Annotated in this window: 11 protein-coding genes and 1 tRNA gene; 5 read left to right on the top strand and 7 right to left on the bottom strand. The window is 42.0% G+C overall.

Annotated elements, in window-relative coordinates; genetic code table 11:
* The first annotated feature begins 377 nt into the window (after positions 1–377).
* Together KME09_11315 and KME09_11310 are read left to right on the top strand one after the other, a co-directional pair.
* Entirely contained in the window at positions 378–1,979 is a 1,602-nt protein-coding gene (locus KME09_11315) for a sodium:proton antiporter (GenBank protein ID MBW4534513.1), read from the top strand.
* A 96-nt stretch (positions 1,980–2,075) separates the two neighbouring features.
* Complete coding sequence (locus KME09_11310) at positions 2,076–2,447, top strand: DUF2237 domain-containing protein (GenBank protein ID MBW4534512.1); 372 nt, start codon at positions 2,076–2,078, stop codon at positions 2,445–2,447.
* A gap of 64 nt (positions 2,448–2,511) precedes the next feature.
* On the opposite strand, the gene KME09_11305 is transcribed toward KME09_11310, so the two are convergent.
* The 7 genes from KME09_11305 to rpsT all read right to left on the bottom strand — a co-directional run bounded on the left by KME09_11305 (position 2,512) and on the right by rpsT (position 15,697).
* Positions 2,512–4,089: a pre-peptidase C-terminal domain-containing protein gene (locus KME09_11305; protein MBW4534511.1), complete on the bottom strand. Its 1,578-nt coding sequence runs from the start codon at positions 4,087–4,089 to the stop codon at positions 2,512–2,514.
* A gap of 300 nt (positions 4,090–4,389) precedes the next feature.
* Positions 4,390–4,722, bottom strand: a complete 333-nt coding sequence (locus tag KME09_11300; GenBank protein MBW4534510.1) for a metal-sensitive transcriptional regulator — start codon at positions 4,720–4,722, stop codon at positions 4,390–4,392.
* A 400-nt stretch (positions 4,723–5,122) separates the two neighbouring features.
* A complete protein-coding gene (locus KME09_11295) occupies positions 5,123–9,052 on the bottom strand; it encodes a DNA-directed RNA polymerase subunit beta' (protein MBW4534509.1) in 3,930 nt (1,309 codons plus the stop codon).
* A gap of 60 nt (positions 9,053–9,112) precedes the next feature.
* The gene (locus KME09_11290; protein ID MBW4534508.1) at positions 9,113–10,996 is read right to left on the bottom strand and encodes a DNA-directed RNA polymerase subunit gamma; all 1,884 of its coding nucleotides are present in this window, start codon (positions 10,994–10,996) and stop codon (positions 9,113–9,115) included.
* 115 nt (positions 10,997–11,111) lie between these two features.
* On the bottom strand, positions 11,112–14,423 hold the full coding sequence (gene rpoB / locus KME09_11285; GenBank protein MBW4534507.1) for a DNA-directed RNA polymerase subunit beta: 3,312 nt from the start codon (positions 14,421–14,423) through the stop codon (positions 11,112–11,114).
* 82 nt (positions 14,424–14,505) lie between these two features.
* A complete protein-coding gene (locus tag KME09_11280; protein MBW4534506.1) occupies positions 14,506–15,294 on the bottom strand; it encodes a TatD family hydrolase in 789 nt (262 codons plus the stop codon).
* 112 nt (positions 15,295–15,406) lie between these two features.
* Positions 15,407–15,697, bottom strand: a complete 291-nt coding sequence (gene rpsT, locus KME09_11275) for a 30S ribosomal protein S20 (protein MBW4534505.1) — start codon at positions 15,695–15,697, stop codon at positions 15,407–15,409.
* A gap of 261 nt (positions 15,698–15,958) precedes the next feature.
* Here rpsT and hisD point away from each other — a divergent pair, with 261 nt between their 5' ends.
* From hisD to KME09_11260, 3 genes are all read left to right on the top strand, one after another.
* Positions 15,959–17,254 (top strand): histidinol dehydrogenase, encoded by a 1,296-nt coding sequence (gene hisD / locus KME09_11270; protein ID MBW4534504.1) that lies wholly within the window; start codon positions 15,959–15,961, stop codon positions 17,252–17,254.
* A gap of 194 nt (positions 17,255–17,448) precedes the next feature.
* Positions 17,449–17,537, top strand: a tRNA-Ser gene (locus KME09_11265).
* A 146-nt stretch (positions 17,538–17,683) separates the two neighbouring features.
* On the top strand, positions 17,684–19,045 hold the full coding sequence (locus KME09_11260; GenBank protein MBW4534503.1) for an ABC transporter substrate-binding protein: 1,362 nt from the start codon (positions 17,684–17,686) through the stop codon (positions 19,043–19,045).
* Positions 19,046–19,351: the final 306 nt, after the last annotated feature.

Raw genomic sequence — 19,351 nt, 5'->3', positions numbered from 1 at the left:
GTTTGTAAAGAAGGTTTATGCAACTATAAAAATAAGAAATTAAATATTAAACAATCTACAATTTATTTACTTAATTATCTACCATCAATATTTTAAAAAGTACGCTGATTTAAAGCGGTTATTTTAGAATTTACTTGAATATTTATGTATATATTATGTCTTTAAAATAAGTTCTCAATAGTAAACAAGCCTCTGACTGAGTAAAGTTGGTCATTAAGGTAATTATTCTAAGTATATGTATATATACGGTTAGATAATTTTAAAGTAATTGAAATAGTTACTCTGATCTACCTTATCTTAGTAAGCATGATCAAAATCTACGACACAATTAACTATACTGTGCAACCTGCCTCAAACCGTATTTCTCAAGTGACTTTATGGAAACAATCTTTTTAGCAATAGAACCCAGCCTAACGGAGGTATCTATCGAGGACAATCTAGAACAATTTTTGATCGTCTTGTCCGTGTCTTTAAGCGTGGCAACTATTTCACGCATCTTTAGTTGGTTTCGGCAAATTCCCTATACCCTATTGTTAGTAATCGTCGGACTTGGTTTAGCCTTCGTGGATATTCGGCTAGTCAGTCTTTCTCCTGAACTAATTTTAGAAATTTTTCTCCCGCCTTTACTATTTGAAGCCGCTTGGAATACACGTTGGCGCAGTCTCCAGAATAGTTTAATCCCTGTAAGTCTATTTGCAATTTTTGGCGTAGTTATTTCTGTAGTTGGAGTAGCCTTTCCCCTCAGCTATTTTACTAATATGTCTTTGGCTACAGCTCTTTTAGTTGCTGCTAGTTTATCTTCCACCGATCCTGTATCTGTAGTAGCTTTGCTGCGGGAATTGGGAGCAAGTAAACGTTTAACAATTTTGATGGAAGGAGAAAGTCTGTTTAATGATGGGGTAGCGGTAGTCGCATTTTTGCTGCTGGTTAACATTCCTCTAGGTATTGGCGAATTTGATATCTCCACCATCATAATTCGGTTTATAACCTTTGTGGGTATAGGTTTTAGCGTTGGTGGCTTAATTGGATTTGCGATTTCTTATCTAACTCAAAGATTTGATTTACCTTTGGTAGAGCAATCCTTGACTTTGGTGTCGGCTTATGGAACATATCTAATTACTGAAGAATTAGGCGGTTCAGGGGTAATTGGCGTTGTTATCGCTGGCATTATTTTAGGTAATTTTGGTTCTCGGGTTGGTATGAATCCCCGTACTAGACTATTAGTTTCTGAATTTTGGGATTTTCTGGCATTTTTTGTCAATTCTATTGTTTTTTTGTTGATTGGTGACCAAATAAACTTTAGTAGTCTTAAAAGTAACTTCGGTCTAATTGTTATGGCGATCGCTTTTGTCTCATTTACCAGAGCAATAATGATCTTTGGCTTGGGCAATATTAGTAATTTATTTAGTCAAACCAAAACTAACCTCAGAGAACAAACTGTACTTTGGTGGGGTGGCTTAAGAGGTTCTGTCTCGATCGCTCTTGCATTAAGTGTTCCTGAAGTGTTAGCAAGTAGACAAGAAATTATTGATACAGTTTTTGGAGTAGTGCTATTTAGCCTTTTGGTTCAAGGATTGAGTATGAAATGGCTATTAAGTACTCTCGATCTAGTTGGCGATCAGCCTTTACGTCAAGAATATTCAGAGTTATTAGCCAGGAAAGTAGCCATGAAGCGTGTTTTAAAGTATTTGATTAATAATGAATTAGCTTCAGAAATCGATCCTGAATATTATCGCTATCAACAAGAATTGGTTAAGGGAGAACTAGAAAGTATTAAAGACAAAATGGTTTCTATGCAGAAAAAGTATGAAAATTTGCGATCGCTAACTATAGAACAGTTAAATGAGCAAATGTTAGATATTGAAGCTGATACTTATGCCGAATTTATCCGAGCTGGTAAACTAAATGAAAATCTTTCTTCTGTATTACAAAATATTATTGCTAAAGCAGGGGATACAGAATCTATAGGTGAAAACTGACAATTTTGAGGCGTTCGTGATTGAGCATCTTTTTATGACTTAATTTCGCTAAAATTTATTTATATTCACAATCCCTATCGATCGAATAATTTAGCTATGAATGCCAAGAATGTTTTAGGTGGAGAATTAAAAATATGCTGCACCTCTCCCATGACAGGATTTTATCGTAATGGGAAATGTGATACTGGGGCAGAAGATCGAGGTGTACATATAGTTTGTGCTGAAGTTACCGCTAAGTTTTTAACTTTTAGCCAGGAACAAGGGAATGACCTCAGTACACCGATGCCGATGTATAATTTTCCAGGTTTAAAACCAGGAGACTGTTGGTGTTTGTGTGCCTTACGCTGGAAAGAAGCATTAGATGCAGGTTTTGCACCACCCATTAATCTTGAAGCTACCCATGAATCCATGCTGAACTTTCTTCCCCTAGAGGTGCTGAAAGAACACTCAATGGAGTTGAATAAGTAGCAAGTTGCGATCGCTATTAGAGCAGTTTTCAATATTTCAATATTGTTGCTGGCAAAAAAATATATTAACGACTTACTTTCAAAACATATTCACCAGTACCGTTTTCATCATAGGTATTGACAATTACGTTATAAACCCCGTCTTCTGGAAGAGTTACGCTCAGTTGCGAGTTACTATCTTCTGGACTAATATCATCATTCTCCCCAACAGTTTTCCCGTTACTGTCTACTAACGCGACAAAGGCATCAAACATATCGCTTTCGAGGTTAATAGTCACAGATTCCCCCGCTTTACCCTGTATTGGATAGAAGTCGTATAGGCTGCCATCATCCTCAATCACGCGATCGCCTTTTTCTAAGCTGCCTTTCTCAACTTTTTCAGACAAGCCAGCAGTTTCACTATTAATCGCCACTTCTTCAGACTGATCTGAGTTGGCTATTTCCGTATCTGACTCTCCCTCGTTCTCTGCTAATTTTTTTTGTTCTTGTGCTATTTCTGATTCAGCTTGAGCAATCTGCGAATTTTCTGCTGGATCTGTTGCCGTTTTAGCTTCTTGACTAGGTGGATCATCATTCACAGCAGGGGCTGGAGGTGCTTGGGGTTGAGGGGGAGTAGGTAAATTAGCAGCAGTATCATTTGTTGCTACTGATGATTCTTCTACTTCTACTTCTGTTTCTTTCGTTTCTTCTGCTACAGATTCATCACTAGGCTGCTGAGACTCGACGTTGGGATTAGTCACTGGTATACCAGGAAGAGTGACTTCTGGTTGAGTGGTGACTGTCTCTTCGGGGGTTGCAGAGGTTTCTGCTGGGGCTGTGGTGACTGTTTCTTCGGGTGTTGCAGAGGTTTCTGCTGGGGGTGTGGTGACTATCTCTTCGGGTGTTACGGGAGTTTCTGGTTGAGCTGTGGTGACTGTCTCTTCGGGTGTTGCTGGGGTTTCTGCTGGGGCTGTAGTGACTATCTCTTCGGGTGTTACGGGAGTTTCTGCTGAGGCTGTGGCAACATCCGCCTGAATAGGAGAATCAGAATAGGCGATCGCACATACCTTAGCGTATCTGGGGTCTGGTTTACAAGCAACTCCTGTATCTTCAGCTTCAGGACTTAACAGACTTTGACGACGACGGCGATCGGGAAATAGTTCATCCACCACTAAGTCCATGACAATTCCTGAAGCGGTTTTTTTGCCGTAACTAAAGTACTGAATGTTATTGGAGTTAGCAAAATTTTCTAGCTCAGATATAGCAGCCGCAGCAGTTTGGGAGGATTTTTCTAAAGGAGGTAAAGGCTGTTGCTGTTTCAAAAAGGCGATCGCTTCTTCCAATGCGTCTCTTCCTCTATTAGTTCTGACTGGTTTTTCTCCAGGTAATCTCACCCAAATACCATCATAGTATTGTCGCTGCTGCTCCAACCACTGAGCATAGTCTTGAGGGCTAGTCCTCACTCGATTAATTTCTGACAAGATTTCAGGCTCTAAATCTGCGATCGCTGTATTAGATGCCGTCTGAGGATTGGCTGGATTGGTCTTAGTTTGGGCGAGAGTCAATCGTGGTTGAATTGCTAAAACTAAAAGGTTGATCGTGATGCTAAAAATCCCCAGTTGCCAACCAGGAAAAGAAATTTTAATCATCTTAGTTTTACCCATTGTATAATTCCTTCCTCGCAATTAGAAGCCTATTAATACCTACTAGGTCGTCAAATTTGTTTTGAGTAATGAGTAATGAGTTTTTAACCTACTACCTACTACCTACTACCTACTACCTACTACCTAATCTCAACCCATCAATTCAAACTTGACGATCTACTACGACACGCCTATGTTAGCTCAAGTTTCCTCAGCATCAAGTAGGAAACTAAAAAACAAAGTAATAAATAGTTAGATGCAGGCAATTAAGGTTAAGTTCCTGTTTTCTCCAAGTTTTAATTGGCTCAATAAAATTGCGCTTTAAGGCAAAAATCGGTTCAAAGCATTTTTTAACTCTTTAATCTCCGCCTCCAAATTTCCCTGATCTACCGCCCGAATCAAGCATTCCTCCAAATGCTCTTCCAAAATAATTTTGGCCACACTAGAAATTGCCCCTTTCACCGCAGCAATTTGGTTGAGTACTTCTGGGCAAGGACGATGCTCATTTACCATTGTTTTGATGCCACGAACATGACCTTCAATCCGAGACAGACGATTAATTATTTGCCTCAAAGATTCCTCATTATGAACATGAGGCGAAATATCTGAATTACTCAATGTATTCTTTTTAGCAGGACTCGATTGATCGATCATCTGGTTTTAAAATTTCTAAACAGTAAACAGCAGAAATTACTAATAATTCAAGGTTAAGAAATACAAAATTAAATAACTTAAAAAGTTATAAACATAAACAATATGTGACATTTTTTAAGCGAGATTTAGATCAAATAATTTAGTTTTAATTATGACTAATGTGAGTGGCGATCGCTGAATATAATTGCCAAAATTATCCTGTTGTTGCTAACTCTTAAACTAGAATAATTAGCTCTTTCGCCTGCTGAAATAAAACAGCTATAACTACATTGTAAATAAGTTAGGCTAAAAAAAGAACGATGCAATGATGTCTTAAAGATTGCTCCTGATTCATCATCACATCGTCTAGAATACTTGATTAGCTAGCTAATTAAGCTATAGATAATTGAATATTTGTTAACTAAATATCATCATCATCATCATCTATAGTAGAACCATCAAAGCCTGTCGCTAAATCTCTGGCGGTTTGATCATCTAGAATCATGTTTTCGTCGTCACTAATATTTTGATATGAGCGACGTAGGTTAGCTTCTGAATTGCTGCCAATGTCTTCTGGCAAACGATATGATTCAAAATCATCACCGTAACCATATACCGCATTACTCCGCATTCCGACCTCTAAATCGCCACGACCCATCGGTTCATCAAGAGTATTAAATCCAGTTCCCGCAGGAATTAGACGGCCAATAATGACGTTTTCTTTTAAACCTCTAAGCCAATCAGACTTGCCTTCAATAGCTGCCTCAGTTAAGACTCTAGTAGTTTCTTGGAAAGAAGCAGCGGAAATGAAGCTATCAGTATTGAGAGAAGCTTTGGTAATACCCAATAATACAGGAGTATATTGAGCAGGTGCGCCTCCAGTAATCGACATTGCCTCATTTACCTGTTCAATTTGACGTAACTCTAGCAACTCACCAGGAAGAATAATCGTGTCTCCACCATCGTCAACTCTGACTTTAGCAGTCATTTGCTTCACAATCACCTCAATGTGCTTATCGGAAATATCAATTCCTTGACTTTGGTACACAGACTGCACTTGGCGCACTAAAAATAGCTGGGCTTTTTGTAATCCAATCAAAGAAGCTTCGTAACAGCCTTTATCTGGCAGGTGATAGTTAAAGTAAGTTTCTAGAATTTCATGAGGGTTAGCAGGGCCATCGGTCAAAGGTTCTCCCGCCTCGACCACCTGACCATCACTAACGATCGCATTTTGTCCAGGTTTGATGGGATAGTCACTAACTACACCATCTTCTTCAATAATCTTGATATCGACGGTTTCGTTTTCTTCGTAGACTACCTGACAAACCCCAGAACTACGACTCAAAATACAGCCTTCTTTGGGCTTGCGGGCTTCGAGTAACTCTTCAATCCGTGGTAGACCTTGAATAATATCACCAGTTTTAGAACGCTCAAACACCAGCAGTACTAAGTTATCACCACGCTGTACTAAGTCACCATGATCGATGTGCAGGACAGCACCTTGGGACACACGGTAAGGACGTGTATGACGCAAGACTACAGTAGTTTTTCCTGTCTGCTCGCTAATATTTATGACTTGACCTGAATTCTCCAGACTCACTCCTTCAGCCAGTTTAGTACCAGAAACCAGAAGATCACCTTTTTTGTAACTAAAGCTTTGAGGAAGATCCAATTCATGAGTGACTACATCGCTATCGCGCACAATCAAGATACGGCGAATTGCCTCTGAACCTTCACGAATCCCCTGAACTTCTCCCGCCGATTTACACAGAATTTCTGTCCGTGCAATAGTTGCACCCTTGACAATTTCTTCGCCGTCTTCGACTAAAACTCTAGTTTGAATTTCACCGCTATGGGGATCGACATCAGTGTCTCTTCTGAGAACTAATGATTCTAAGATCACCATTTGTAGTCTTTGAGTATCAGGATTATCCTCGTCAGGCTGTAGCTCAATATCAGCACTTAGGTTGGCAACAAGATCGCTAACTTCAGTGGTGTCAATTTCTAAGACTAACTGAGTACTCAACAGCGATAAACTGTTTACCGACTTAACTCGTTCACCATCTTTATAAAAGAGTCTTTGTACAGAGCGCAATTCAATTTGACGACCATCATCTTGATTAATTGACGCTTGAGAAGGAATAGAAGGTCTATCGGCTACAGGAAATTCTTTGACAGGACGTAAAATCAAGGCAATGCCTTCAGTAGTCTCGATCACTTCACCATATCGAAGCTCTTTGGTCACAACTCCTGGTAATACTTCAGTTCCAGGCTGAATTAGCTGTTCGTGCCATTCATTTTTAGGATCATCTATTTGATGAATTTCGCCTGGCTTAATGATGATTTCCCGCAGAATATCGTTTTTCTGTACCACCTCGGCAATACCTGAAGATTGACAGAAAACATCTTTAACAACTTCTGCTCCCGCTTCAACAAACTCGCCATCCTCGACGATTAAGAGGGAAATATCTTTGTTGACTTCATGGCTCTCTTCAGGAATCCAAAGTAAAGTTCCACCCTGCTCGATCTCATAACCCTGCTTGCGATTGCCTTTACCAACGGTGATCCCACCATACTTGATGATCCCGCCTGTCTCAGTCTTGTAAAAATCATCAATTAATTCGGCAACGACTTGCTTATTCTGTACTTTCGTGCCAGGAGCAGTTTTGAGTAAGAACTTGAGATCGTCAGCAGTGGTAATAATATATTGCTCACGACCACCATCACTTTCAACCCTAACTTTTGCTTGGTCGAGAGATACCGAGGCGGTTACAATTTCAATCTCACGGCTATCAGGAATCATTCTAACTACCCCACCATTAGCAGCAGTCAGTCTAGTCTGCGCTAAAAGATCCCCTGGTTTAACTTTGTCGCCGTTTTTAACTAAAGCTTCAGCACCAGGAAGCAAGTTATATACCTCTCCTGATAAAACCCAGAGTAGACCACCTCTTTGAGCAATTCGGGTAGTATTGCCCTGACGATCTTTCTTGTCTTCAGGAATTAAATCGGCAAAAAGAATTTCTCCTGCTAAGTCAGAACTTACATCCTTGGCAGCTTTTTCGGTTGATTTTTGTACTTTAGCCATTGCTACTTCAACTAGCAACTGACCTTTGGTGACTTCTTCTCCATCCTTAACATAGATTAAAGAGCCAGCAGTCAAGGCGGTATTAACTGTTTTTCCTTTGTGAGGAATTAGCTTGATATCACCAATAGTTTCGACCTGATTTCTTTCGTCACCGTGACGGGTGCGAATTGCACGAGTGCTTAAACCCTGCCCAAACTCGACTTTACCATCGGCTTTGGCTCTAATCTGACGAGCGACTTCCCCTGTAAATACCCCTCCAGTGTGGAAGGTACGCATGGTTAGCTGAGTACCTGGTTCACCAATGGATTGCGCGGCAATGATTCCCACCGCTTCTCCCATGTCAACCATATGCCCATGTGCCAGACTCCAGCCGTAGCATTTTTGACAAACGGAACGTGCAGCTTCGCAAGTAAGAGGAGAACGCACCATAACTTCTTCTACGCGATCGCCAATTTCGATGGCTAAATCTTGATCCATCGCCTGATTGCGAGTAGCTATCACTTCTCCTGTCTTGTCATCGATCGCATCACTAGCCAGAACTCGACCCAAAAGACGATCGGAAAGATTGATTAAAGTGCGATCGCCATCTTTCATGGCTTTCAAACTAATACTCCGTTGAGTTCCACAATCTACTTCCCGTACAATTACGTCCTGGGAAACGTCAACTAAACGACGAGTCAAATAACCAGAGTCAGCTGTTCGTAAGGCTGTATCAACCAAACCTTTGCGCGCACCGTAAGAAGAAATAATATATTCCGTTACGGTTAATCCTTCACGAAAGTTAGTCTTAATTGGTAAGTCAATGATTTCCCCTTGAGGATCGGCCATCAGACCACGCATTCCTACAAGTTGACGTACCTGAGATAAATTACCCCGCGCTCCACTAAAGGCCATCATATAGACAGAATTTAAAGGGTCAGTCTCGCGGAAGTTGGTGACCACCTCATCCTTCAGATTTTCCGAAGTACTGTTCCAAGTATCAATTACTTTTTGGAAACGTTCTACCTCAGTAATTTCTCCTCTGGCATAGCGTTCCTCTGTTTCTCTAATTTCCCCCTCGGCTGCTTCTAATAGTTCAGCTTTAATGGGCGGTACTTTTAAATCATCAACACTAATAGACACACCTGCTACTGTTGCATAACGAAATCCTAATTCTTTTAAAGAATCCGCTACCGTCGCACTATGAGCCGATCCATATTCAGTGAAGGCAAGAGCCATCAGTTTTTTAAGACGACCCTTATCAACGATGTGGTTATAAAATTTCATTTCTGGTTATTTTTGTTCCTAGCTACTAAAACTTTTTAATTCGAGGCTGACAAGCTTTTTTTACACTGCTGCCGACAGAGCTTCTTGCACAGTCTTGTTATAAATAATTCGACCAACAGTAGTGTGTATGTACTGAGAAATTTGCTCTCCTTCGGCAGATCTCTTGACAAATCTTTCGCGATAGTATTCGATTTTGCCACCATCACCCAAGTCTTCTGAGTCGATAACTTCTGTATCAGGCTTCTCTGTAACCACTTCTCCTTCGTAACGCAGCCAAACACGAGCATGAAGATCGATCTGTCCCTGTTCATAAGCTTTGATTGCATCATCTAAATTGCCAAAGCGACGACCTTCTCCTCTAACTGCTTTAGGATCATCGGCTGTTAGGTAATAGCAGCCCAAAACCATATCTTGCGATGGAGCTACGATGGGTCTACCTGTGGCGGGAGACAAGATATTATGACAAGCCAACATCAACAATCTAGCTTCAGCCTGGGCCTCTAAAGATAGAGGAACATGAACGGCCATTTGATCGCCGTCAAAGTCAGCGTTGAAGGCAGGACATACCAGGGGATGAAGCTGAATTGCTCTTCCCTCTACCAAAATTGGTTCAAATGCTTGAATACCTAAGCGGTGGAGAGTTGGTGCGCGGTTAAGCATTACAGGGTGTCCCGCAATCACTTCTTTTAAGACTTCATAGACGCTGGAATCGTTGCGCTGGATCAGTTTTTTCGCTGCCTTGATATTGTTCACCATCCCACTGTTGATTAGACGATGGATTACAAATGGCTGGAACAATTCGATCGCCATTTCTCTGGGCAAGCCACACTGATAAATCTTGAGTTTGGGGCCGACGACAATTACCGAACGACCAGAGTAGTCTACTCGTTTTCCTAGGAGGTTCTGACGAAAACGACCTTGTTTTCCTTCAATAATGTCAGATAAAGATTTTAGCGGACGATTATTTGCCCCCACAACAGTACGACCACGACGACCATTATCGATCAGCGCATCGACTGCTTCTTGCAGCATCCGTTTTTCATTACGGACAATAATTTCAGGCGCGAGGATCTCTTGCAATCTGGCTAGACGATTATTACGGTTAATTACTCGACGATAAAGATCGTTCAAGTCAGAAGTAGCAAAGCGACCACCATCTAGCTGCACCATCGGACGCAAATCAGGCGGAATTACAGGAATAGCATTTAGCACCATCCACTCTGGGCGAGAACCTGTGGCGACAAAGTTATCAATTACCCGCAGACGTTTGATTAGCTTGGCTCTTTTCTGTCCTTTGGCATCGGCAATTTGCTCTCGCAGTTTCTCGGCTTCTTCTTCTAGCGCCACTTCTTCCAAAAGCCGCTGTACCGCTTCTGCACCAATCCCAACTTCTACCCCTACTAGTTCAGAATCTTCACTGTATAGCTGATCTTCAATTTCAATCCACTGATCTTCGGTTAGTAGTTGTTTAGCAGACAGATTCCCCGCATTACCAGGATCGAGAACGACATAAGCATTGAAGTAGACTACCTGTTCTACATCTCGCAGAGGCATATCCAACAGGATGCTCAAGTAACTAGGAATACCCTTAAGATACCAAACGTGGGTTACGGGGGCAGCTAATTTGATATAGCCCATCCGATGACGACGCACCCGTGATTCAGTCACTTCGACACCACAACGTTCGCAAACAATACCACGATGACGCACCCGCTTATACTTACCACAGTGGCATTCCCAATCCTTAGCGGGGCCAAAAATCCGCTCACAAAATAACCCGTCCATTTCTGGTTTAAGAGTACGGTAGTTAATTGTTTCAGGCTTGGTCACTTCTCCTACCAACTGACCATTAGGTAAAGTTCTTTCTCCCCACTGGCGAATTCGCTCAGGAGATGCAATACCAATTTTGACGTAATCGAATCTTTGTTCTATTTGATTTCTCATTATTAATTAGGAATTTAAGAATTAGGGTTGAGGAATTAGCTATTACTTGACCAGAAATGAAGGTATAAGAAGCAACGTCCTCATCCTTCATCCCTCGATCATTCATTCTTTTTGGTTAGACTTCTTCAGTTGATTCCTCTCTTTGCAAAGATTCGTAAGTAGGTCGGTTCGGAGTACGGCGAGGAGTATCTGCCATCAAATCTACTTCTACGTCTCGGCTACTACCATCTTCCTGCGCCTCCAGTTTGTGGACTGCTATATCCAGACCTAAAGACTGTAGTTCTCGCATCAATACTTTGAAGGATTCTGGAGTTCCAGGGCGAGGAATTGGTTTACCTTTAACAATTGAGTTTAGGGCTTCGTTACGTCCTTGCATATCATCAGACTTAACCGTCAATAACTCTTGTAGAGTATAGGCTGCGCCATAAGCTTCCAATGCCCAAACCTCCATTTCACCAAAGCGTTGTCCACCCTGTTGTGCTTTACCACCCAAAGGCTGTTGAGTTACTAAAGAGTAAGGGCCAGTAGAACGAGCGTGAATCTTATCATCTACGAGGTGAACCAGTTTGAGCATATAGGCTTTACCCACCGTCACAGGACGAGCAAACTTTTCTCCCGTACGTCCATCAAAGACTTGAATTTTCCCTGGATTTTCTTCATCGTAAACCCAAGATTTGCCTGGCTTGCGAGCTGCATCCTGAATCTTGCCGTGAACGGTTTCTCTTGACGCTTCTTTGCCATACATTTCATCGAAAGGCATCATTTTAAAGCGTGTTGCCAGATTTTCACCAGCCCAGCCTAAAAGGCACTCAAATACTTGTCCGACGTTCATCCGCGAAGGCACACCTAGAGGATTGAGGGCAATATCAATCGGTGTACCGTCGGGTAGATAGGGCATATCTTCAATGGGTAAAATGCGAGAAATAATCCCTTTGTTACCGTGGCGACCAGCCATTTTATCTCCCACCTGAATCTTACGTTTCTGAGCCACATAGATTCGCACGACCATATTAGCGCCAGGAGGCAATTCATCACCTTGCTCTCTAGTGAAGACGCGCACATCAACTACCCGTCCTTTTTCACCGTTAGGTACTCTCAAGGAGTTGTCCCGCACGTCTCTAGCTTTTTCGCCAAAAATCGCTCTGAGTAGCTTTTCTTCAGGAGGCTGATCTGATTCTCCTTTGGGAGTTACTTTCCCAACTAGAATCTCCCCTGCTTCTACCCAAGCCCCAATATGAATAATGCCTCGTTCGTCTAGATTACGTAGAGCATCTTCACCAACATTAGGAATTTCACGGGTAATTTCTTCTGGCCCTAATTTTGTTTGCCGAGCTTCAATTTCAAATTTCTCAACGTGAATACTAGTGTAAACATCGTCATACACCAGACGCTCACTAATGAGAATCGCATCTTCGTAGTTGTAGCCTTCCCAAGGCATATAAGCAATTAAAACATTTTGTCCTAATGCTAGCTCGCCTCCTTCTGTGGATGAGCCATCTGCTAGTACCTGACCTGGAACTACATCTTCCCCTGCATAAACTAAAGGACGCTGATTTAAACAGGTATCTTGGTTAGAACGCTGATACTTTTGCAGCTTGTAGACAATTTCTTCTCCAGGTTGGGGAGCATATAAACCGTTATTGCCTTCCTCTACTCTGACTCGCACAACTTCTGCATCAACGTAGGTCACAATACCGTGAGTACGCGAAACTACTACCATTCCTGAGTCACGAGCTGCTTGAGCCTCTAACCCAGTTCCCACTAAAGGACGTTCAGGACGTAACAACGGCACAGCTTGACGCTGCATGTTAGAACCCATGAGGGCGCGGTTAGCATCATCATGTTCGAGAAAAGGAATTAAGCTGGTTGCTACCGAAACAATCTGTACGGGAGAAATTGCTACATAATCTACTTCTCCAGGATCGCAAGTAGAAAATTCTTGGCGATAACGAATAGCGATCGTTTCACCTAGAATATAGCCATCATCATCGGTAGCTACGTCTCCAGGAGCAACTCTCATATCGTCTTCTTCATCAGCAGTTAGATAGACGGCCTCTTCATTTTTTAACACTCGACCGTTATCGACACGGTAATAAGGAGTAGCAATAAAGCCATAGGGATTGACACGGGCATAGGTTGCAAGAGAACCAATCAGCCCAGCGTTTGGACCTTCAGGTGTCTCTACAGGACAAATTCGACCATACTGGGTAGGGTGAATATCTCGCACTGCAAAACCTGCTCTTTCTCTGGTCAAACCACCAGGCCCTAAAGCTGAAAGACGACGTTTATGAGTCAACTCGGCTAAAGGATTGGTTTGATCCATAAACTGAGATAGTTGAGAGGAACCAAAGAACTCTTTGATCGCTGCGACTAAAGGTTTAGGGTTTACTAGGGCTGCGGGAGTTAAGCTATTGGCTTCGCTAACCGTCATCCGTTCGCGAATAATTCTTTCTAAACGGTTCAAGCCGACACGAACTTGGTTTTGTAGTAGTTCCCCAACCGATCGCACTCGACGATTTCCTAGGTGGTCAATATCATCGGTGCTACCGCCATCAAATTCGAGGTTAATTAGATAAGCTACTGCTGCTAAAATATCCGTAGTAGTTAATACTCTTGTAGTATCAGGCACAGTCAAACGGAGCTTTTTATTTAGCTTGTAACGACCAACCCTACCCAAGTCATAACGCTTAGAATCGAAAAAGCGAGACTCTAATAGTTGCTGTCCACCACTTACTGTGGGAGGTTCACCAGGACGTAATTTACGATACAGTTCTAGTAACGCTTCTTCTTCACTAGGATTACCTTCTTTATCTAAAGTTTTTTGATAAAAATCGGGGTGACGAATACCGTCGAGAATCTCGTTATCGCTTAAACCGATCGCCTTGAGCAATACTTGAGCTGAAAGTTTACGAGTCTTATCAATTCTGACCCAAACTAAACCATTTTTATCCGTCTCAAACTTCAACCAGGCACCACGGTTAGGAATCAAAGAAGCAGAATAGGTACGACGACCATTTTTATCAGTTTCTGCTTTGTAATAGACCCCAGGCGATCGCACAATTTGATTAACAATTACCCGTTCTGCACCGTTAATGATAAAGGTACCGCGATCTGTCATTAACGGTAAATCGCCGACAAATACCTCCATTTCCTTGATCTCACCACTTTCTTTGTCAATCAGGCGAGTGGGTACATATACTTGTACGTTATAGGTACTATCACGACGTTTTGCTTCTTCCATCGAGTACTTTGGCTCTTTAAGCCTATAGTTCTCCCCCATAAAGTGCAGTTCAAACTTACCCGTATAATCAGTAATTGGGGAAAAGCTATTCAGTTCCTCAATTAACCCTTCTTCCAAAAACCAACGAAAGCTAGAACGTTGAATCTCAATCAAGTCTGGTAGCAGATTGTAAGTCAAATTAGTCATGAAGATGATGGTTGTACGATGTTTTACTGGTTCGGCTAATCAACGAAGATAGCGTTAGAGAAAAATTTGTTTTATTGCTTTATTATTTAGTTTTTAATTGGATTCCAAATAACCGACAGGCGTTAGCAGTAGTTTGTTCGGCAATAGTTTCTAATGAAGTTTCTCGTAGTTGGGCAATGTACTCTGCCACATACAGGACATAGGAAGGCTCGTTAGTTTTGCCTCTTTTGGGAACAGGAGCTAGAAAAGGACAGTCTGTTTCAATCAATAAGCGATCGCTAGGCACAATTTTTGCTGCTGCTTGAACCTGTTTGGCACTTTTAAAAGTAACAATCCCGCTATAGCTGATATAAAACCCTAAATCGAGAAACCATTGAGTTTCCGTTTCATTCCCCCCCCAACAGTGCATTACTCCTTTTACTGGGCCTTCCGTCTGGCAAAAATCAGTTAATACTTCTTTCAGTTTAGCTGCTGCATCACGACAATGGATAATCACTGGTAGATTAAGCTTTTGAGCTATTTTTAATTGTTCTTTTAAAGCTAAAATCTGCTGTTGTTGATTGTCGGCTTTATAGAAGTCCAACCCTGTTTCGCCAATTGCTACCACCCGATTATCAGAAGCAGCTAAGGTTTCAATCTCATTGGCAGTATCGCTTTGCCACTTATGAACATCCAACGGGTGCAAACCAACCGCAAACGACAATTCAGGGAAACGATCCGCAATGGACTGTATTCCCTGAAATTCTTTTGGTTCGACACATGAATGTACGAGATGAGCTACACCTACTGACTGCCAGCGCTGCCTTAACGAGGTTAAATCCCCTTGAAAAACATCAAAGTTGATGTGAACATGGGTATCTATTAACTGCATTTATACCTGGTGTATTGCTTGGTTATTTTGCTTATTTCCGTCTGTCTTGAGGATTAATTTCTCTTAAGACCAAAGTGTATTTCTACTACTTTTTTTTAGTTATTGTTATTTATCAGACAGCAGTAGCCTGCTTGAGAACTTTAGCGATGCGAGATTTTTTTCTCGCGCCATTGTTTTTATGCAGCACTTTACGTTTTACAGCTTTATCAATTTTGCTGTAGGCTTCAGACATAGCCTGATTAACCACTTCCATATTTTCTGAAGTTGGGTCGGCTGAATAGGTTTCTACCGCACTAAAATATTTTTTAGTTAGGGTCTTGAGCGAAGACTTGTATGTCTTATTACGTAAGCGGTTGCGCTCTGCTGTTCTGATACGTTTGATTGCCGATTTGGAGTTAGCCACAGTTTTTTAAACAGAAATTGCTTTGGTAAGTAATTAATTTGAGAATTACACATAGAATTGGATTTTACAGTGTAGCAAGTATTTTCACTGACTGTCAAGCTGCTCAGATAATTTGCTTTGGTTAGGAGGTAGCTAGTCATTGACAGTGAAATTAAGGTTAAGGTTGGACAAGAGTGGCTTTCTTACTGTAAAGATTCATATAATAAGTTAGAAGTAAAAGCTCACTTCTGTGTACAAGCTCAAATGGATATGGGGATCTCGATGCTGCGAATAATTGATGATCGGCAAACTGAGGCACAAACAGAATTAAAACGGATCAGCGATCGCAACAATGGTGATGACGTTCAGCCCAAAGAAGCGATGGTCAGGGAAATCGTCACTAATGTTAAGCAAAATGGCGATCGCGCTCTGTTGGAATACACTGAAAAGTTTGACCAACAACTTCTTCAGGCTGACCAACTCAGGGTTAGAGGTTCAGAGTTGGACGCTGCTTATCAGCAAATATCTAAAGATCTGCTTAGTGCAATTCAAATCGCCTGCCAAAAAATTGAAGCTTTTCATCGTCAGCGGGTTCCTAAATCTTGGGTGCAGTTTGAAGAAGACGACGTAGTTTTGGGTAAACGCTACACCCCTGTAGATCGAGCAGGACTATACGTTCCTGGAGGAAGAGCCTCATATCCGAGTACTGTCTTGATGAATGCTATCCCTGCCAAGGTAGCCCAAGTTCCGCGCATTATTATGGTTACGCCCCCAGGTCAGGATGGAAAAATTAATCCAGCGGTATTAGTAGCTGCACAAGAAGCGGGAATAGAAGAAATTTATCGCGTTGGTGGAGCGCAGGCAATTAGCGCTCTGGCTTATGGAACCCAAACTATTCCTAAAGTCGATGTTATTACAGGGCCAGGTAACATTTACGTTACCCTAGCCAAGAAGATGGTTTATGGGACGGTAGGGATAGACTCTTTGGCTGGGCCTTCGGAAGTACTCGTGATTGCTGATGAGCAGGCAAATCCAGTCTATGTAGCTGCGGATTTATTAGCTCAAGCAGAACACGATCCGATGGCTGCTGCTATTTTAATTACCACTAGTCGAGAATTGGCTCAAAAAGTACAGCACGAAGTTACTTATCAGCTAGCAGATCATCCCCGTAAGATTTTGACGGAAAAAGCGATCGCTCATTATGGTCTAATTGTTGTGGTCGATTCATTGGCCCAAGCAGCAGAATTATCCAACCTATTTGCTCCAGAACATCTAGAACTTGAAGTTGCAGAGCCGTGGGACTTAATTGAGCAAATTCGTCACGCGGGGGCAATTTTTATCGGTAACTCGACTCCCGAAGCAACTGGAGATTATTTAGCTGGGCCAAATCATACTTTGCCAACATCTGGTGCAGCTCGTTATGCTTCAGCATTGGGAGTAGAAACTTTTATGAAGCACTCTAGCTTAATTCAATATTCGGCAACTGCTTTGAAAAAGATGTCCAGCACAATTCAGATTCTAGCTCAAGCCGAAGGTTTACCTTCTCATGCTAATTCAGTGAAGTTTAGGACTGAATAAAGATTTGCTGTTAAATTGACGATGTTACATTGACTAGCTCTCGATCTCGCGCTGGCGTAGACGTTTGGGCGCAATAGCTCAGACAAATTAACTGCGAAGATCTTTAATAAAGGTTAAGTTACGCCATAATTTGCTTATTTTTGTCATCAGTCCAAATAAATCTGTTATAATTCAAAATCGATGAGTAGCGACCTGGAGAGGTGGCTGAGCGGTTGAAAGCGGCTCCCTGCTAAGGAGTTATGGGGTGTAAACTTCATCGGGGGTTCGAATCCCCCCCTCTCCGTATTAAATCAAAACCTGTAGAGCTTATCTATAGGGCAGTCTCTCCAGAATTTTACTTAGCTGGGCTGAATATGCTGAATATATTTTATTTTTCGAGTACAATTCCAAGCTATTAATCATTGACTGGAATTAGAGAAGATTTAGAATATGAAAAATTTTAGCTGGAAATTCGGCAAAAGCGATCGCTCTCACTCGACAATGATGCTAGCTTTAATCTCATTGAGCGCTGGCGTATTACTTACCTCTTGCCAAGGAGGAAATGCTCCAGAAGCAAATGCTCCAGCAGGAGATGCTCCAGGAGGAAATACTACAGCAGAAAGTGACGGTCTTAAGCTAGGAAGTTTAGCCCCTGCCACAGGAGATCTTTCCTCTATTGGCCAAAACTGGCCCGCAGCAGTACAGCTTGCCGTAGATACGATTAATGAATGCGGTGGTGTAAATGAAGCCCAGGTTAGTCTAATTTCCGAAGACGACCAGACAGATCCCAGCGCAGGTAGTAGCGCCATGACCAAGCTTGCCGAAGTAGACAAAGTTGCAGGAGTAGTCGGGTCTTTTGCCAGTAGCGTATCTGGAGCAGCAGTTGATGTAGCAGTACGAAATAAGGTAATGATGGTGTCTCCTGGTAGTACCAGCCCAGTATTTACTGAACGGGCGCAAAACGGCGAATTTAGCGGCTATTGGGCGCGTACTGCTCCACCTGATACCTATCAATCTCAAGCGCTAGCAACATTGGCAAAAAAGCAGGGATTTAAAAATGTAGCGACTGTTGCGATTAACAATGATTACGGCGTAGGCTTTGAAGAACAGTTTGTCAAAGCATTTAAAAATCAAGGGGGTAATATTGTTGGCAAACCCGTACGCTACGACCCCAAAGCGGCAACTCTCGATAGTGAAGCAAAATCAGCTTTTAGTACTAAACCAGATGCTGTAGCAGCGGTTTTATATGCCGAAACTGGTAGTGTCCTGCTCAAGTCTGCCTTTGAACAAGGATTAAGCGATGGCGTGACTGTTTTATTGACCGATGGGGTTTACTCTGACGATTTTATTACACAGGTAGGCAAAACGTCTGATGGTAAATCAATTATTGCAGGTGCATTAGGAACTGTCCCTGGGGCAAATGGCCCAGCGCTCAAAGAGTTTACCGCCCTTTGGAATGAAAAAGTGGGCAAAGAATTAACTGCTTATGTTCCTCACAACTGGGATGCAGCCGTTTTGATGATGTTGGCAGCCGAAGCCAGCGACGCTAATACAGGAGAGGGAATTAAAGGTAAAATTCTGGAAGTTGCTAATGCCCCTGGAACTGAAGTTACCGATGCTTGTAAAGCTATGGAGTTAATCCGCAGTGGCGAAGATATTAATTTTCAGGGTGCTAGCGGTAATGTCGATATTGACGCCAACGGAGATGTTGTTGGCAGCTATGACGTTTGGCAAGTCGGTGAAGAGGGTACCTTGAAAGTGATTGATAAAGTAGATCCTGTAGCTCCCAAGGCTGCTAAGGCTGCTAATTAACTCAATTCCTAGCTCAATGGCTGTCTTGGTTAAGAGGGACAGCTATTGAGGTCTTGACTAACAGTTAATGGCAAAAGCTAACCTACTCATTTAAATTTAGAATCGGCAACATCAGCCAAAGTTTAACAAGCATTAAGATTAAGCATCTTGCAAATGACCCCTAAATCAAACTAAGCTAAAGGTCGATAGGGGAGAGATAAATCGCCAGATCTATGTGATTGTATCCATAGAGAAACTGCCCCATAGTTCAAATCATTGCCGTTCTGATTAAATTCGTTCGCAGAAGCACATTTTAGAAACATTTTA

Source organism: Pleurocapsa minor HA4230-MV1 (assembly GCA_019359095.1).
In the GTDB taxonomy this organism is placed as follows: Bacteria; Cyanobacteriota; Cyanobacteriia; order Cyanobacteriales; family Xenococcaceae; genus Waterburya; species Waterburya minor.
The sequence above is the reverse complement of the archived record's forward strand: the minus strand, read 5'-3'. Positions and strand labels throughout refer to the sequence as shown.

Excerpts from the sequence above, each read along its gene's own strand:
- KME09_11315 (MBW4534513.1), top strand. The coding sequence starts at position 378 with ATGGAAACAATCTTTTTAGCAATAGAACCCAGCCTAACGGAGGTATCT.
- KME09_11310 (MBW4534512.1), top strand. The coding sequence starts at position 2,076 with ATGAATGCCAAGAATGTTTTAGGTGGAGAATTAAAAATATGCTGCACC.
- KME09_11305 (MBW4534511.1), bottom strand. The coding sequence starts at position 4,089 with ATGGGTAAAACTAAGATGATTAAAATTTCTTTTCCTGGTTGGCAACTG.
- KME09_11300 (MBW4534510.1), bottom strand. The coding sequence starts at position 4,722 with ATGATCGATCAATCGAGTCCTGCTAAAAAGAATACATTGAGTAATTCA.
- KME09_11295 (MBW4534509.1), bottom strand. The coding sequence starts at position 9,052 with ATGAAATTTTATAACCACATCGTTGATAAGGGTCGTCTTAAAAAACTG.
- KME09_11290 (MBW4534508.1), bottom strand. The coding sequence starts at position 10,996 with ATGAGAAATCAAATAGAACAAAGATTCGATTACGTCAAAATTGGTATT.
- rpoB (MBW4534507.1), bottom strand. The coding sequence starts at position 14,423 with ATGACTAATTTGACTTACAATCTGCTACCAGACTTGATTGAGATTCAA.
- KME09_11280 (MBW4534506.1), bottom strand. The coding sequence starts at position 15,294 with ATGCAGTTAATAGATACCCATGTTCACATCAACTTTGATGTTTTTCAA.
- hisD (MBW4534504.1), top strand. The coding sequence starts at position 15,959 with ATGCTGCGAATAATTGATGATCGGCAAACTGAGGCACAAACAGAATTA.
- KME09_11260 (MBW4534503.1), top strand. The coding sequence starts at position 17,684 with ATGAAAAATTTTAGCTGGAAATTCGGCAAAAGCGATCGCTCTCACTCG.